The following is a 15646-nucleotide window of genomic DNA, read 5'->3' as shown; positions in this document are numbered from 1 at the left end:
AGAATTCATTAAAGCAAAAATAAAAAGAAAAATGCTATACAAAATCATAATATAATATTGAAAAATAATGAAAAAAGTATTTGAACTTAATTTCAAAGTAAAAAAAACAATAGATATTGTTAAAGATATAAATATTGATAAAATAAATAAAAAAACTGTAATAAAAGAATAATAAACCTTAATAAAAATAAACTCTAATAATTTACCTAAATTTGCTTTTTCAACCATACCTCTCTTAAATAACCTCTCAATGTATTAGTTTATAATATTTTTATTTAAAAAAACAATTTTATTAATTTAGAAACAACAATATATACTAGCAATTATATAATCAATATTAAGCATAATATGAAAAATTTCTTAGTAGAATTTTACTATGTTTTATATAATAAATCTTGTTTTAATAGTATTAAATACAGTAAATGTTAAATTTTAAAACTAGTTATTATTTTAAAAAATAAAATAAGTAAAAACATAAAAAAACTTATAAAAAATCACTAAATATGATATTATTAGTGTTTATTATAAAACTTTAAAACATAATATAAAAAACAATTTTAGAATAATATAAAATGAAGTAAATATATTCAACAATTTAAATATGTCTTTAATTTGTTAAATTAAAAACATATTTTATCCAAGTTTGATTTTTATTACTAATGTCAATAATAGTTGTATTGAATATATTTAATTATATAAAAAGATTTATTTATGGGGGTATAAATTATGAAAAAATTATTAAGTATTTTGGGGGCAATAATTTTAAGTACTACTGCTACTACAAATATTATTGCTTGTGGTGGAAATAATGATGAACCAATACCAGAAGAGCATGGTAAAGAACAGAGTGATACTGATTTATTAAAAATAGCAGAAGAAAAAGTTAATAGTTTATTTGGGGATCTAATAAAAGAGAAAAAAAATATTTTAAGACCAGATAACTTTGCTAGTTCTGGACAAGAACTATTAAATCAAATTAATAATATTCCTGATAATCAAGAAATTACTAATCAAGATTTAACTAAACATTTTTATGACGTAATTAAAGAAAACATTAGTAATTTTGGTTCTGAACTAGGTAATGATTCTAATTTAAAATCATTATTTTCTGGTATTAATATTAATGAAATTTTAAAATTAAATACTGATAAATCAAAAATTACTAAAGTCGAATTTAATGAATGAAAAAATAATAATGCTTTTGGGATGGATGATTATAATAAAGAAAAGTATCAAATTGAATCTTGAAATCTTCTAAAATCAAGCCTAAAATTTGATTTAAAATGAAAAGATTTTGATGGTAATACATTAGATCGTGAATTAAGTATAGATTTTTTTGATATAAACTTTATTAATCAAAATGCTAATACTGAAGGCGTAATTGAAAAAGTAGCAAGTAAAATTGAAGATAATTTAAAAGATTATACTGTCGAAACTACCTTAGATTTAAAATGAAATATTTCAAAATGATGAAACAGTAATGAGTTAAAAGAAGACATTTTAGAAAAAATAAAAACAAAATTGGGAGCTAAGTTTATTGTTCGTGATCAAACGAAATTTCATAATTATCAATTGCCAAATAATAATAATAATTGAAGTGTCACTAAAGAAACACAAAATGATTTTCAAAGTATGGCACAAAAAGTATTTTTAAATCAATCAGGTTCTGATGTTAAATCAATTTTTACTAATAAAGCTAATTCATATGCACAAACCTTTGAAAATAAATTTGAAAATTGAAAATATAGAAACAAAATTATTTCAGATCTAGATAAAGTAAGTTTGTTTGGAGAATTTGAAATTAATAGTTGAACATATTATAATTTAACATTAGACCCTATTAAAATTCCTGTTGTCATCCGCGATACTATGTCAACACAAGATCGAATTAATAATACTGCTGATAAATTAGCCAAATTTTGTTCTAAAGATGGTATTTGAAACAATCGTCTTACTATCAGTAAGTTTGAAGGTGACTTTACAATGAAAATGAATAAAAATGATTTTAAAGCTTACGAAAATAATAATTTTAGTGATACTTTAAAATATTTAAAAGATAAAACTACTGATTTAGCAAAAAAGAATCGTTTTTTTCAAAATAATGATTCACTAGAATTAATTAATTGTCATGAATTAGGGCAAAAAGGTCTTAGATGACAAAACACGCAATTAAATTCTAAATTAAAAAATAATAAATATATTATAGATAATTTGTCTTTAGGTACTGTTGATATTTGAATGTATTTTAATGGTTATGTTTTATCTTTAGCATATTCTTTTGCTCCAACTTATGCGGTAATAGAGGGTGATAATAATAATGTTTGAAGTTAATATAATAATTTAAAAAAAATTATTAAACCTTAAAGATAGATAATACAAAAATTAGTAGTTTTTTAATTGAAAAATTACTAATTTTATATATTAAATATTTTTTTAAAATGAAATCTTTTTTGATTTTAATTTTTAAAATTTAGCATAGATTGCATTTATGATGAACAAAAATAAAAATTGTAAATATGTTCAAATTTAAGAGATGATAAGTTATCAATAATGAAAATCAAAAAATTGAAAATCTTATTTATAAAATAAAAAATTATATAAAAAGTATTAATTATATTAACGCTAAATTGTAAAGGTAAGTGCAACTAAATTATTTTTCTATCCAAATATTCGATTGGTGAAAGATAATTTAGTATTTTTCTTGGTCTTTGGTTTAAAGACAATATAAATTTATGAACTTCATTTTTATTAGTTTTTGAAAAAATAAATTTTTTAGGAAATTTTTCTCTAATTAAACCATTAGTATTTTCATTAGTACCTCTTTGTCAAGGTGAATATGGATTGGCAAAATAAATTTTTATATCTAAATTTTTTTCAAGTTGTTGTCAATTTGAAAATTCTTTGCCACGATCAAAAGTAATAGTTTTAACAATGTTTTTAGGAAGAATTGATAAATAATAACTAACATTTTTATTAATAACTTTAGTAGTTCTGTTTTTAACTAATATTGCTAAAGTAAATCGTGATACTCTTTCAACTAAAGTTATTAAACATGATTTGCTTTTACCTCGTGATGATACTATAGTATCTCCTTCTCAATGACCAAGTGTTATACGATCATTAACATTTATATCTCGTTCTTTAATTGATTTACCATTAAACTTGCCACGATTTTCTTTAGATTTTCGTTTTTTACCTTTTCTTCTTAAATTTTTACTAGTAACTTTATCAAGCATTCCAAAATAAATTCAAGTATAAATTGTTTTAAAACTAATAACTCACTCTTTATGAAAATTTTTAATTCTGCCATAAATTTGTTCAGGTGATCAACCTAATAGTAATTTTTGTTGTACATATTTTACTAAATTCTTATTTTTAAACTTATGAAAACTAATATGTGATTGTTTTCGATTTTCAGCTTTATTTTGTGCAATTAATGAAAAATAATGATTATTATCTTTATTTCTATTAATTTCTCGAATAATAGTACTAATACTTCGATTAAGATTTTTAGCTATTTCACTAATTTTAAATTTAAATTTCAATTGATTCTCAATATAAATCCTTTCATCTATGCCAAGATGTTTATAACTCATATAAAAACTCCTTACTTTTTTCTAAACTAAATTTAGCATTATGAAATTTTTATATGAGAATTTTTTGCAATTTTATTTACTTGCACTTACAAGTATAACTCAGCTAACTATAATTAATATGTTGATAACACAACATATTCATTAATTTTTTAAATTTAAAAACAATTAATTATTAAATAAAATTGATTAAGTAAAGGAGTAGTGAGATTTATGAATAATTCAACAGAACAATCAAGAAATGAAACAACACGTTTATTAGGAGCAAATATGACAAATACAAGTACAAATACAAGTTGTTTACAAAAAGATTTTGGTTGTTGTTGTATCACAATGTTATCATCAACATTACTTTCAACAATGGGCTTGGGTGTTGGTGCAATATATGGTTTAATAAAAAACAATGATGCTAGTAATCTCAATAGTGTCGGTGTAGGACTTTTTTTATTAGGTGCTATAACAGGTCTTAGATGTGGAGTTACAATTAGGAACTGGTTAATAAATAGAAATAATAATGAGCAACAAAATAATTTAAACATTGGTTATGATAATGGGGCGCATTAATTTAATAGATAGATTTAGAAATAACAAAGAACGATATAACTATCGTTCTTTTTTTGTTAAAAGATTAAAACTTCATAAAACTGTCGTAGAAGTCAAATAGTGAGTACGAAATGTAAATACTTCTATATCAGTATAAAAGAGCATTTAATGTTAAGCAAGTTAAAATGTTACACTGTATCGCTTAATGTAATTATAGATTAATTTGAATAGCCTTATTATGGCTCAGTAAATAACCCATTAATCTATATTAATAATTACATTTGTATTATTTAAAAAAATAGGGGGTTTATATATAAATACATACCTCATTAACAATATCATAACACAATAAATAAAATAAAGGAGAAAAATAAATATGAAATATATTTACTTATTAAAATATGAAGTTAATTATACAGGTCAAATAAAATATAAGGCTTTTTCAACTGTAGAAAATGCTACTAACTTTCATAGAAATTATAAACATCATTTATTCAAAGATGCTTATATTGAAAAATATGAAATATTAGTAATGGAATTAGACATAAATTTAAATAATAAGGAATTAAATAAAAAACTTAATTAATGAAAGGAATTAAAAATGGAAGAAGAAAAAGAAAATGAAGAATTACAAAATAAATTATTAAAAGAACAAATTGAATTAATTGAAGAACAAAAAGAATTTTATAAAAAATCATGAAAAAGTAAAATTATATTTTTAACAATTGGAATTATTATTATGATTTTAACATTAATAATTATTGCTTCTAAACATTAATTGAAAGGAAAAATATTTATGGAATATAGAGAATATAGAATGGTTGGTTCTTGTGATAAATATAGAAAACAATCTTCTTTTGGTAATAGATTATGTAATAAATGTTTTTGATTATTAATAGGTAGAAATAAATATGAGTAAATTAATTTTTAAAAAAGAAACACATCAATATTTTTTAGAAGATAAAGAATTAATATCAGTTTCTAGAATTATTGATAATTATTTAGGTTTTGGATATAGTCATATAGCCCGAGAAGTATTAAAAAATGCTTCAGTTCGTGGTAAATGAGTTCATAAACTTAATGAATTATATTTACAAAATATTAATGAAGAAAATATTATTAATAATTTATTAAAAAAATTAAAACCTTTAACAAATAATATAAATTATTCTTATTGTAAAAAATCACTTATATTTTTAAAAGAAAAATTTAAAGATAAAAATAATTATGAATTTATTATTGAAAAACCTATTACTGATAATTTAATTGCTGGAACTCCAGACTTAGTTTATTTAGATAAAAAAGAAAATAAATATTATTTAGTTGATTATAAAACATATGCTTGTATTGATGAAGATAAATTAAAAAGAATTAAATTACAATTAACTGCTTATTATTGTATGTTACTTGAGAATGGTATAACTCCATCTTATAAAACTTATGTTTATTTAACTAATAAAAATAGTCAACAAGAAATAAAAATAGAAATAACAAATGAATTAATAATTGAATGAATGAATGCAAAAACAAAATATTTTAAAGGAGAAGATAAAAATGAAAACATTTAATGAAATAAAAAACGAATTAACAATCAAACAAATTAAAGAAAATATTAAATATTTAAATGAATTATTAGAATATTCGCATGATGAAGTAATTGAATTTGAAATTAGAAAACAAATTAAATATGAATTAAGTTTATTAAAAACAAGGATAAATAAGTATGAATAAATGTAAATATTGTAATAAAAGAATTTGATTAAGTAAAAATTGATGTATGAAATGTTTAGAAAAAATAGTTGATGAAATAACAAGTAATAAGAAGGATGACAATCATGGATAAATCAATTTTAATTTTATTAAAACATATAGGCAAAATTAATAAAAAATTAGATGAAATTTTAGAAATATTAAATAAAAAAGGAGAATCAACTAATGAGTAATAATAAAAATGAATTAAAAATTCCTAATTTTATTAAAAGTAATAAAGAAGAATATGTAAAATTTAGAAATTATTATGAAATGATTATAAATTCTAGTAAAGATTTAAAAACTATGAATACACAAAGTTTAATTAATGCATTAATTAATTTATATAAGTTAAATCTTTCTATTAATCCAATTAAAAAAGAATTAGCATTAATACCTTATGGTGATGAATTACAAGTACAAATTCAAGAAGATGGTTGATTAACATTATTACAAAGAACTGGATTAGTAATTGATTTTCAAAGAGAAAAAATAACAACTGCACATAAATTTAATAAAGAAAATAATAAATGAGAAATTAATCCAGCATTAATTTTTGAAAGAAAAAGTATTAATACAATTGGTTATTATTGTTATATTTCTCTTTTAGATAAAAATGGTAAAATTAATAATTTTTATAAAGGAATGACTGTTGAAGAAATTAATCAACATAAAGATAAATATGGCAAAACTTATAATAAAAAAAGTCAAGAATGAAAATTAAATCATATATGAACTTCTGCTTTTGACCAAATGGCTTTAAAAACTGTTGTAAAAGCACTTATTCGAGAAATTAATAAAACACCAATTATTGTATTAAATAATCAAGATGATATTAATTTAGCACTTCAATTAGACCAAGGTGTAGTAATTGATGAAGAAACTATTGCTTATAAAGATAATAATGGTGATGAAGTTAAAATTATTAATTCAAATAATAATATTGATAATACTGATTTAAATTCTACCTTATCTAAATTAAAAGAATTAGAAAAAGAAGAAGAAATTATAGAAAATTTTGAAGTTTAATGAAAGGTAAATTTATCATGACATGTATGTGAACTGAATCATTAGAAACTTTAATAGAAAATAAAGTAGATAATATACAAATACAATGTGAAAATAAATCAGAAGAAAAACCAGATAAATATGGCAGAGTATACTGTTCTATTCATAGAAAAATAGTTGATGAAATTAATAAATCAAGACATAAAAATTGTATTAATAAAGAAAAATTAATTGAATATTTAATTGAACATGACACATTAGATATGGAATTAATAATTGAATATTTAGAAAGAGGTGTATTTGATAATGAATAAAGAAAAATTAATTATTTGATTAAATAAACAAATTAGTATTTGTTTATGTGATTCTTTAAAAGAAGCAGGTAAACTTACTGCTTATTATAAAGTACTTGAATTTATAGAAAATGGAGAATTTGATAATGATAATTTATAAATGTAATTATTGTAAAAAATTCATAATGGATGGTAATTGAATAAGAAATTATAGAAAAATTTTTTGATTCAAAAAAATAAAATGATATATGCATGAAATCTGCTTTATAGAATACGAAAATAAAGAACTAAATAAAGATAAGGAAAGTAAACAATAATTAATATTTAGGCATTTGACATATATCCTTTCTAACTCCTATTCCCTATTTTTTATTCTTGCTTAAAATATGTCAATGTAAGTCCTAACTATAACAGAGATTTTATCTCTATACAGAACGAAACTATAGAATTATTAAAATTTGGATAACATTATAATTCTATAGTCCACCGTTTATTTACGGTGCTGATGAGTTCATAAAAGGATGTGAAATAATGAGAAATATTAGAACTGAATGATTTTATAATGAAAAAAGTCCAAAAGAAATAAAATGTCCAACAGTTGGATTATTAAAAAATAAAGAAGATGCTTTATGTTATTTATTAGCATTAAATTTATATCGCTAAATTGTAAAGGTAAGTGCAACTAAATTATTTTTCTATCCAAATATTCGATTGGTGAAAGATAATTTAGTATTTTTCTTGGTCTTTGGTTTAAAGACAATATAAATTTATGAACTTCATTTTTATTAGTTTTTGAAAAAATAAATTTTTTAGGAAATTTTTCTCTAATTAAACCATTAGTATTTTCATTAGTACCTCTTTGTCAAGGTGAATATGGATTGGCAAAATAAATTTTTATATCTAAATTTTTTTCAAGTTGTTGTCAATTTGAAAATTCTTTGCCACGATCAAAAGTAATAGTTTTAACAATGTTTTTAGGAAGAATTGATAAATAATAACTAACATTTTTATTAATAACTTTAGTAGTTCTGTTTTTAACTAATATTGCTAAAGTAAATCGTGATACTCTTTCAACTAAAGTTATTAAACATGATTTGCTTTTACCTCGTGATGATACTATAGTATCTCCTTCTCAATGACCAAGTGTTATACGATCATTAACATTTATATCTCGTTCTTTAATTGATTTACCATTAAACTTGCCACGATTTTCTTTAGATTTTCGTTTTTTACCTTTTCTTCTTAAATTTTTACTAGTAACTTTATCAAGCATTCCAAAATAAATTCAAGTATAAATTGTTTTAAAACTAATAACTCACTCTTTATGAAAATTTTTAATTCTGCCATAAATTTGTTCAGGTGATCAACCTAATAGTAATTTTTGTTGTACATATTTTACTAAATTCTTATTTTTAAACTTATGAAAACTAATATGTGATTGTTTTCGATTTTCAGCTTTATTTTGTGCAATTAATGAAAAATAATGATTATTATCTTTATTTCTATTAATTTCTCGAATAATAGTACTAATACTTCGATTAAGATTTTTAGCTATTTCACTAATTTTAAATTTAAATTTCAATTGATTCTCAATATAAATCCTTTCATCTATGCCAAGATGTTTATAACTCATATAAAAACTCCTTACTTTTTTCTAAACTAAATTTAGCATTATGAAATTTTTATATGAGAATTTTTTGCAATTTTATTTACTTGCACTTACAAGTATAACTCAGCATCCAAAATTATATCCACAATATATTTATTATTCATGAATATTAGAAAATAATACTGGATATTTAATTATTTGTGGTAATAATCGAGATACAGTAGGAAATATGCAATTTAAATTTATAAAAGGAGAATAAAAAATGCCAAATACAGAAAATTCACAATCAAATTATACTTTATTAAAATTAATAAGAACTGGAATAAGTCCAATTTGTGCAATGATTGGTACAAGTGCTTATTATGGTCAACTTATAGGTAATCCAATATTAGGTAGTATTAATTCATTATTATTTAGCAAAAAATTAGGTATTGATATATGAAATTTAAATCAAATGCCAAGTTTAAAAAGTAAACTATTAAATTCAAGTAAAAAAATAGCATTAGGATTAGGAACAATTGGAATAGTTAATTATGCTAAATTTACTAACTCTTCAATTAATCCTAATCCAACAGAAAGTCCAATAACTACTACTGTTGACCCTTTTCCACCAGATTTATTATTAAGTACTACTAATAATAATGATAATCATTTAATGGATTGAGATACATTTATTAGTCTTAACTCATATGGTATTGCAAATTTAGTTGCTGGAATTACTGAATTAATACCAAGTAAATTTGAAACTATACGTAAAATAGCAAATATGGCTACTGGTGGTTGTTTGATTAGTAGTGGTGTTGCTATGGGTATTAATAATGATTTTAATAATGCTTATGCAGTTCCTACAATAGTTGCTGGTGCAAGTGAAATTATTCATAATTTATTACCAATTGATACAAATCATAATAATACAGAAATGCAAGAAACACCATTTAATAATGAAACTACAAGATTAATTAATGATAATAGATTTACTATTAATAGTGAAACTGCAAGTCAATATTATGGTAGTGATAATATGAGTGAAGTACCATTAAATTATGATAATGCTTCATTAAATTGAGATTATAATCATATGAGTTTATAAATAAATAAAAATGCCTTTAATAGGCATTTTTTACTATTAATAAATACTTTTTATTTCTGGTTGTTTATTAATAGAATTTAATTTACTTTGTAATTTATTAATTTTATTTTGTTTTTTAAGTGCTTTTTTATTAGGGTCTGTTAAAGATTTACCAAATGCAACTAATGCTTTTCCTAATTTAATTAAAACATAACCTCCATTAATACATAAATTAGCAACTATAATAATTGCTGTAGTATCCATATTAATCACCACCTTTCTAAAATATTTAATTAATTTTTAATACAATTTTTACTATAATAAATATAATTAAACCAGCAACAGCCGAAGATAATAACACTCCAATTAAACCTAAAATAATTTTTATAATTTTAAAAATCATAATCTTATTCCTGTAATTCTTCTAATTTTTTAAAAATATAATCTCTACCCATACCCCACATTATTCTATTGTTATAAACATTAATTTCAGTTTGTTGGTTATTATTATTATTTGCTATTCATAAACTACTTTTTACAACGCTTGTATCTAATTGATAATAAAAATTAATTATTTGTCAACTATAATTTTTATTATTTTCTTGACGTGTATAATCCCCATAACTTATATATATTCTATAATGTGTTTTATCTTTAAATATATATTTTATATAATTTTGATTATTATTATTTTTATCTGTTATAATTTCTCCTACTTCTTTTCAATTTGAACCACTTGGAGTTGGTTGTGGTTGTTTTTCTAATATTTCATTAATTGCTTGTAATAATTTTTTATTTTGAGTTTTTAATATTTGATATTCATTATTTTCTAATAAATCCTTACAAAGTAATGAATTTTCTTCATCATTTAATGAAACTTCATTTGTTTCAGTATTATATTTAAAATAATCATTTGAAAATTTTTTATCTTTTATTTTTTCTTTTAACTCATTAATACCACCAACAATAGTTTTATTAGTAGTTTCTAAATTAGGATTTTCAGTACTAAGAGCATTAATAGTAAAAGCATATGAAAATTTATCTATATCCACTTTATCTTCTAATTTTTTATCATTTTCTGATTTATTATAATAATTAGTTAAATTTGCACTAATGGTATTAGTTTCATCAATATTAATATTTGAACCAACAGTTAATTTATCTTGTTTTTTATCTAATAATTGATTAGTTTCTTGTTTATTATAATAGTTAGTTAAATCTGGAATTTTACTATCAACATATTCTTTAGTTGTAGCATCACTTAAAAATGTAGGGGTACCAACATCAATAATTCTTTTTCCATTAACATCAATACCTTTATAATCTTTTGACTTTATAAAATTAGGATTATCTTTATCAACTTCTCATAATGAATCAATATTACTATCAACATTAAATTTTAATTTAGGTATAGTATCACTAACATCTTGAATAGTAATACCAGTACCTTCAATTAATCCCATTTTTTGTAAAAATGTTTTATTACCAGAATCTCAAGTAATAACTCTTGTATCACTTTCATCAAATATACTAGGTGTATTAAAATTATCTGTATTACATGAAATAGGATTATTAATTGCTTTTCTTGGAGTATGTAAATTTGCTTGTTGTAATAAATTATATACTTCCATTAATACATAATCTGGTTCACTTGGTGGACTAATACTACTTGATAAACCATTACCACTAATAGATACTGAACTTCTTATAAATGCCATTCCATCAGTTAAATAATATATAGTCATTCTTGCTGTTGCTCTTTTAACTAATTGTTGTTGAGTTTCATTAAGATTTTTAAATCCTATTACTTCAATTTGATTACCAGTAATAGTATTAATTCTTTCACTTGAAATAGCAATTGCCATAATAGTAAAATCAGTTTTAGTATTATCAGTAGTAGTTTGGTCTGCATCTGGTATAAAACCATATATAGTTTTTAAATCATCTTTTGTAATATAATTTAAATTTACATTTCAATCAATATTATTTTTGTTTTCCATAATCTTTATACCTTCCATATCCTTGTACTGCTTGTGATTTATTAACCGTACTAATAACTGATTTATTAGGTTTAGTTACTGCTCTATTTAATTGACTAACATTTTTTCTAACAGTAGAATTCATTTCTTTTCTAGTTTTATTAACTCCACCTAAATACTCTCTAATAAAAACACTATTAGCACCCGTACCATAAGCACCCATAGATTTACACATATCAATTCAAGTTTCTCTTGAAACATTAAAATAATCATATGATTTACTTAAATTTGTTCTATATGTTAATGTAGCAATACCATACGTACCAGATTGTGCTTGTACTACGGGAGTTCATATACCACCTGCTAATGCACTACTAGAAAGATTTACATAAACTCCAATCATACTGTCATAATCTTCTTGTGTTAAAGAATTCATTATTATTTCTTTACCTTTATCCATTAATGACTTACCATTTAAATATTGTTTTTGAATATGTTGTAATTTAGCAATATTATTATTAGTAATATGTGTCATTATTTTTTTATGAATTACTGGTAAATTTGTTAATTTTTGTAAAACTTGTTGAAATTCAGCTAATTCTTTTTGAGATTTACCTTGTCCTAATACTTTTGACATTAATTGATTTTTTAATATTCCTGCTGGATTTTTTAAAAAACTATTAAATAATGAATTACTTTTTTTAAATTTTTCTATTAATTCAGCAGTTTGTATATCACTAACAGCAGTTTCTAATATCATTCTTAATAATAATATAATAGGCATTTAAATTACTTCTTTATTACTTCTTTGTAAAAGTTACTTGTAAAGAACCATCATATAAAGTTTTACCTTCAACATTTGCACTTGTTGCTGTTAAATTTAAAAAATTAGCATTACCTTTTTGATAATTAGGATTTTTAGTAATAACTGCTTTTTCTACTTCATCTGCAGTTGGAGTATCACCAGCCATAGTTATTTTTCCTAAATTAGTAAATTCAATTGCTGTGGCAATATCTATACTTGAAGTAACTGTAAATCCTTTAACTAAATCTGGACGTAATGCTTTACCTTCTGAAACTAAAAACTTATGAAAATTCTTAACATTACCATTTGTTTGTAAAACAAAAGTATTATCTTGACCACGATTAAATGGAAATGCTATTGATTCTTTATGAACTAATACAGCATCACATCCTAAAAAATTAAATGATTCTTGTTTATCAATAACTCCAGCAGGATAATTTCTTCCTAATCAAGGACATTCTATAATTTTAATACCACCAATTTCTACAATTTTACCATCTTTTAATGCTTGTGAAGCACTATCACTACCTAATGTAGTTGTTGATAATAATACTAATGGTTTAAAAAAACTAGATACTCATAATACATAATCTTCTTCATCTGTACCAATATATTCATCAGTAATTCTTGCTTTTAATGTTGCTAATGTATTTGATATTTTTAATCATAAAAGCATTCTATAATCATCTATTTTTGGATTACTTGGTAATGCAATATTAATAATTCCATTATCTTTGGCTGTTTTAACTGCTAATGCTAATAATTTTGCTACTAAATATATTTCTACTGATTTTGCTTTTGCATCAATTCAACTTGATGCTAAACTATCTGATACAAGAACATTACCATCCTCATATCTTGCACCTAATAACTTTAAATCTAATGTTTCTTCTTCAAAATTAATTTCTTTCTTTTTATTTAAAAGAATTTGAACTGTATTCACTGCTGTTAGAATATTGGCACCAGCACCTGCTGTATAATCTTCAGTAGGATTTCTTTTCGTAATATTATAAATAGCAGTACCAGCATCTAATTGTTCTCTATTTTCTACTGTTGCATTAATTAATGCTACTCTTTTTGATAATAAAACTTTTAAATTTTTAATATATTTTACTGATAAATCTAATTTACCAGTTGGATTACTTGGGTCATTAATTGTTGTTGATTGTGTTGTAATAATTGCCATTTTTATTCTCCTTTAATTTGTTTTAAATCATTTAATATTTCTTTTTGAAAATTAATTAATTTTTCTAAATCAATATTACTGGCTTTATATTCATTAATAATTTTTTCAATATTATAATCTTCTGGTAATTCCACTTTAGTAGTTCTAGTAATATTAAAAATATCAAAATAATCACTTTGAAGATTTTCATATTTTTCATTAAATTCAATTTTTGTCATATTTTTAACCTACCATTCCTATTTTTCTAGTATCTACTTCATCTTCTTTATTTTCTTTAAATTTATCTTTTACATCTAAAGAATTACTAATATTTGTATCTTTATTTTTATGCTGAGTTATACTTGTAAGTGCAAGTAAATAAAATTGCAAAAAATTCTCATATAAAAATTTCATAATGCTAAATTTAGTTTAGAAAAAAGTAAGGAGTTTTTATATGAGTTATAAACATCTTGGCATAGATGAAAGGATTTATATTGAGAATCAATTGAAATTTAAATTTAAAATTAGTGAAATAGCTAAAAATCTTAATCGAAGTATTAGTACTATTATTCGAGAAATTAATAGAAATAAAGATAATAATCATTATTTTTCATTAATTGCACAAAATAAAGCTGAAAATCGAAAACAATCACATATTAGTTTTCATAAGTTTAAAAATAAGAATTTAGTAAAATATGTACAACAAAAATTACTATTAGGTTGATCACCTGAACAAATTTATGGCAGAATTAAAAATTTTCATAAAGAGTGAGTTATTAGTTTTAAAACAATTTATACTTGAATTTATTTTGGAATGCTTGATAAAGTTACTAGTAAAAATTTAAGAAGAAAAGGTAAAAAACGAAAATCTAAAGAAAATCGTGGCAAGTTTAATGGTAAATCAATTAAAGAACGAGATATAAATGTTAATGATCGTATAACACTTGGTCATTGAGAAGGAGATACTATAGTATCATCACGAGGTAAAAGCAAATCATGTTTAATAACTTTAGTTGAAAGAGTATCACGATTTACTTTAGCAATATTAGTTAAAAACAGAACTACTAAAGTTATTAATAAAAATGTTAGTTATTATTTATCAATTCTTCCTAAAAACATTGTTAAAACTATTACTTTTGATCGTGGCAAAGAATTTTCAAATTGACAACAACTTGAAAAAAATTTAGATATAAAAATTTATTTTGCCAATCCATATTCACCTTGACAAAGAGGTACTAATGAAAATACTAATGGTTTAATTAGAGAAAAATTTCCTAAAAAATTTATTTTTTCAAAAACTAATAAAAATGAAGTTCATAAATTTATATTGTCTTTAAACCAAAGACCAAGAAAAATACTAAATTATCTTTCACCAATCGAATATTTGGATAGAAAAATAATTTAGTTGCACTTACCTTTACAATTTAGCTTATTAAATAAATGTGGAAAATCTTTATTTAATAATGATAATTCTTTATCAATATCTTCTTTATCTCCAAGATATCTTTTTAATAAATTAATATTTTCTTGTGATAAATCATATTTTTTATAACTTTCTGAATGTCTAATTTCTCTATCTTTATCAGTTTTTTCTTTATATAAAGCATTATATTTTTCTTCTAATTCTTTATATTTATCTTCTAAAGTTGGTTCTTTAGATTCTTCAGCTTCTTTCTCTTTTGATTCACTTTCTACTTGTTTTGATTCATTATCTTCGGGTTTTGATTCACTTTTTGGTTCTTTTGATTCATTTTCTTGTTCTTCATCTTTTTCTTTTTCTTCCATATTATTACCTTCCTTTTCTATATTTTCATTTAACATAATTACCACCAC

At 21.8% G+C, this 15646-nt stretch carries 23 protein-coding genes; 14 read left to right on the top strand and 9 right to left on the bottom strand.

The features are described 5' to 3' along the window. Nucleotides 1–726 precede the first annotated feature (726 nt). Nucleotides 727–2331 carry a lipoprotein gene (locus tag AACL05_RS00780; RefSeq protein ID WP_338961771.1) on the top strand — a complete coding sequence of 535 codons (1605 nt, stop codon included), beginning with the start codon at nt 727–729 and terminating at the stop codon, nt 2329–2331. A gap of 314 nt (nt 2332–2645) precedes the next feature. On the opposite strand, the gene AACL05_RS00775 is transcribed toward AACL05_RS00780, so the two are convergent. Continuing rightward, entirely contained in the window at nt 2646–3596 is a 951-nt protein-coding gene (locus tag AACL05_RS00775) for an IS30 family transposase (protein ID WP_338960236.1), read from the bottom strand. A gap of 210 nt (nt 3597–3806) precedes the next feature. Here AACL05_RS00775 and AACL05_RS00770 point away from each other — a divergent pair, with 210 nt between their 5' ends. The 10 genes from AACL05_RS00770 (at nt 3807) to AACL05_RS00725 (ending at nt 7849) form a co-directional block, all read left to right on the top strand. After that, nucleotides 3807–4157 carry a hypothetical protein gene (locus tag AACL05_RS00770; protein ID WP_338961770.1) on the top strand — a complete coding sequence of 117 codons (351 nt, stop codon included), beginning with the start codon at nt 3807–3809 and terminating at the stop codon, nt 4155–4157. Between the two features lie 355 nt (nt 4158–4512). Next, complete coding sequence (locus AACL05_RS00765; protein WP_338961769.1) at nt 4513–4722, top strand: hypothetical protein; 210 nt, start codon at nt 4513–4515, stop codon at nt 4720–4722. A 15-nt stretch (nt 4723–4737) separates the two neighbouring features. Then, a complete protein-coding gene (locus AACL05_RS00760) occupies nt 4738–4914 on the top strand; it encodes a hypothetical protein (protein ID WP_338986085.1) in 177 nt (58 codons plus the stop codon). An 18-nt stretch (nt 4915–4932) separates the two neighbouring features. After that, complete coding sequence (locus AACL05_RS00755; RefSeq protein ID WP_338961765.1) at nt 4933–5055, top strand: hypothetical protein; 123 nt, start codon at nt 4933–4935, stop codon at nt 5053–5055. Next, nucleotides 5048–5704: a PD-(D/E)XK nuclease family protein gene (locus AACL05_RS00750; protein ID WP_338961764.1), complete on the top strand. Its 657-nt coding sequence runs from the start codon at nt 5048–5050 to the stop codon at nt 5702–5704. The genes AACL05_RS00755 and AACL05_RS00750 overlap by 8 nt, the downstream gene beginning before the upstream one ends. Then, entirely contained in the window at nt 5691–5867 is a 177-nt protein-coding gene (locus AACL05_RS00745) for a hypothetical protein (protein ID WP_338961762.1), read from the top strand. Before AACL05_RS00750 ends, AACL05_RS00745 begins: the two co-directional genes overlap by 14 nt. Nucleotides 5868–6071: 204 nt before the next feature. Beyond that, nucleotides 6072–6914 carry a RecT family recombinase gene (locus AACL05_RS00740; RefSeq protein WP_338986084.1) on the top strand — a complete coding sequence of 281 codons (843 nt, stop codon included), beginning with the start codon at nt 6072–6074 and terminating at the stop codon, nt 6912–6914. A gap of 17 nt (nt 6915–6931) precedes the next feature. Beyond that, nucleotides 6932–7207, top strand: a complete 276-nt coding sequence (locus tag AACL05_RS00735) for a hypothetical protein (protein ID WP_338961759.1) — start codon at nt 6932–6934, stop codon at nt 7205–7207. Continuing rightward, nucleotides 7200–7346, top strand: a complete 147-nt coding sequence (locus AACL05_RS00730) for a hypothetical protein (protein ID WP_338961757.1) — start codon at nt 7200–7202, stop codon at nt 7344–7346. The genes AACL05_RS00735 and AACL05_RS00730 overlap by 8 nt, the downstream gene beginning before the upstream one ends. A 371-nt stretch (nt 7347–7717) precedes the next feature. Continuing rightward, on the top strand, nt 7718–7849 hold the full coding sequence (locus tag AACL05_RS00725; RefSeq protein WP_338986083.1) for a hypothetical protein: 132 nt from the start codon (nt 7718–7720) through the stop codon (nt 7847–7849). Between the two features lie 19 nt (nt 7850–7868). Here the strand turns inward: AACL05_RS00725 and AACL05_RS00720 are convergent, their stop codons facing one another. After that, on the bottom strand, nt 7869–8819 hold the full coding sequence (locus AACL05_RS00720; RefSeq protein ID WP_338960236.1) for an IS30 family transposase: 951 nt from the start codon (nt 8817–8819) through the stop codon (nt 7869–7871). A 40-nt stretch (nt 8820–8859) separates the two neighbouring features. Between AACL05_RS00720 and AACL05_RS00715 the strand changes: the two genes are divergently transcribed. Together AACL05_RS00715 and AACL05_RS00710 are read left to right on the top strand one after the other, a co-directional pair. Further along, nucleotides 8860–9054, top strand: a complete 195-nt coding sequence (locus AACL05_RS00715; protein ID WP_338986082.1) for a hypothetical protein — start codon at nt 8860–8862, stop codon at nt 9052–9054. Nucleotides 9055–9057: 3 nt separating this feature from the next. Next, a complete protein-coding gene (locus tag AACL05_RS00710; RefSeq protein ID WP_338961755.1) occupies nt 9058–9885 on the top strand; it encodes a hypothetical protein in 828 nt (275 codons plus the stop codon). Between the two features lie 36 nt (nt 9886–9921). On the opposite strand, the gene AACL05_RS00705 is transcribed toward AACL05_RS00710, so the two are convergent. The 6 genes from AACL05_RS00705 to AACL05_RS00680 form a co-directional block, all read right to left on the bottom strand. Beyond that, the gene (locus tag AACL05_RS00705; protein ID WP_338961753.1) at nt 9922–10128 is read right to left on the bottom strand and encodes a hypothetical protein; all 207 of its coding nucleotides are present in this window, start codon (nt 10126–10128) and stop codon (nt 9922–9924) included. A gap of 143 nt (nt 10129–10271) precedes the next feature. Next, complete coding sequence (locus tag AACL05_RS00700) at nt 10272–11864, bottom strand: hypothetical protein (protein ID WP_338986081.1); 1593 nt, start codon at nt 11862–11864, stop codon at nt 10272–10274. Beyond that, nucleotides 11848–12627: a hypothetical protein gene (locus tag AACL05_RS00695; protein ID WP_338961750.1), complete on the bottom strand. Its 780-nt coding sequence runs from the start codon at nt 12625–12627 to the stop codon at nt 11848–11850. The genes AACL05_RS00700 and AACL05_RS00695 overlap by 17 nt, the downstream gene beginning before the upstream one ends. 16 nt (nt 12628–12643) lie before the next feature. Beyond that, nucleotides 12644–13834, bottom strand: a complete 1191-nt coding sequence (locus AACL05_RS00690; protein WP_338961749.1) for a hypothetical protein — start codon at nt 13832–13834, stop codon at nt 12644–12646. A 2-nt stretch (nt 13835–13836) separates the two neighbouring features. Further along, nucleotides 13837–14052 (bottom strand): hypothetical protein, encoded by a 216-nt coding sequence (locus AACL05_RS00685; RefSeq protein WP_338961748.1) that lies wholly within the window; start codon nt 14050–14052, stop codon nt 13837–13839. 4 nt (nt 14053–14056) lie between these two features. Beyond that, nucleotides 14057–14227: a hypothetical protein gene (locus AACL05_RS00680; protein ID WP_338986080.1), complete on the bottom strand. Its 171-nt coding sequence runs from the start codon at nt 14225–14227 to the stop codon at nt 14057–14059. 40 nt (nt 14228–14267) lie between these two features. Between AACL05_RS00680 and AACL05_RS00675 the strand changes: the two genes are divergently transcribed. Next, on the top strand, nt 14268–15218 hold the full coding sequence (locus AACL05_RS00675; RefSeq protein ID WP_338960236.1) for an IS30 family transposase: 951 nt from the start codon (nt 14268–14270) through the stop codon (nt 15216–15218). Here the strand turns inward: AACL05_RS00675 and AACL05_RS00670 are convergent. Further along, entirely contained in the window at nt 15215–15634 is a 420-nt protein-coding gene (locus AACL05_RS00670) for a hypothetical protein (protein WP_338986078.1), read from the bottom strand. The two genes, AACL05_RS00675 and AACL05_RS00670, sit on opposite strands and share 4 nt — an antisense overlap. Nucleotides 15635–15646 lie beyond the last annotated feature (12 nt).

This window comes from Spiroplasma endosymbiont of Thecophora atra (assembly GCF_964019735.1).
Lineage (GTDB): Bacteria > Bacillota_I > Bacilli_A > Mycoplasmatales > VBWQ01 > Spiroplasma_E > Spiroplasma_E ixodetis_A.
The sequence above is the reverse complement of the archived record's forward strand: the minus strand, read 5'-3'. Positions and strand labels throughout refer to the sequence as shown.